This window comes from Vibrio sp. YT-19(2023), assembly GCF_033337395.1.
The window spans coordinates 1-539 of sequence record NZ_JAWOQN010001043.1 but is presented as its reverse complement, the minus strand read 5'-3'; the positions used below and the strand labels follow the sequence as shown (position 1 = coordinate 539).

General features: G+C 41.4%; 2 pseudogenes. Both read right to left on the bottom strand.

The annotated features are described in order from the left end of the window. Positions 1-200: pseudogene (locus R7E78_RS29930) on the bottom strand (hypothetical protein); the annotation flags it as partial. Further along, positions 190-539 (bottom strand): annotated as a pseudogene (locus tag R7E78_RS29925) (hypothetical protein); the annotation flags it as partial. The pseudogenes R7E78_RS29925 and R7E78_RS29930, both read right to left, overlap by 11 nt.

Sequence of the window (539 nt, the reverse complement as noted above, 5' to 3'; positions counted from 1 at the left end):
GTCATAAAAAGCACACACACTAAAGCCCCAAAAACACCAACAGGAACCCACAAAGTAATAATGGAGACTTGCCCAGTATCGGCTCGATTCAATAGATCAAGGTAATCCAGATAAACCCCATAAGAAGGAGAAAGCCAACACAGCAACATTAATGAAATAAAAAAAAAGCCAGCCAAACGGATTTTAGTTTTATATCGCACCTTCTAACCTTTCAACTATCGTTTGAGAAATTTTGTATTCGCCCCAAGCCCATTCAATTAGAAGATATGTCGCTGTTACAGCAATTGCACCGATAATTATCGGTTGACCTAAGACAGCAGCAGCAAACAATGCGGCTTCACCAACTGCGCTTTGGAGCATAAATTTGAACATGTCAGAGCCAACATTCCCAAACCAATCCACTAGGTGGTAATCATCTTTGAATACTAGGTCACTGGTAGCAATACTCGCCGATACTACAAACGTTAAAACTCCTGCACCTTTAAAGTTTGCAGCCCTAGATTGAGGGCTAAAGCCAGCTTGCATCGACTTAAACGAGT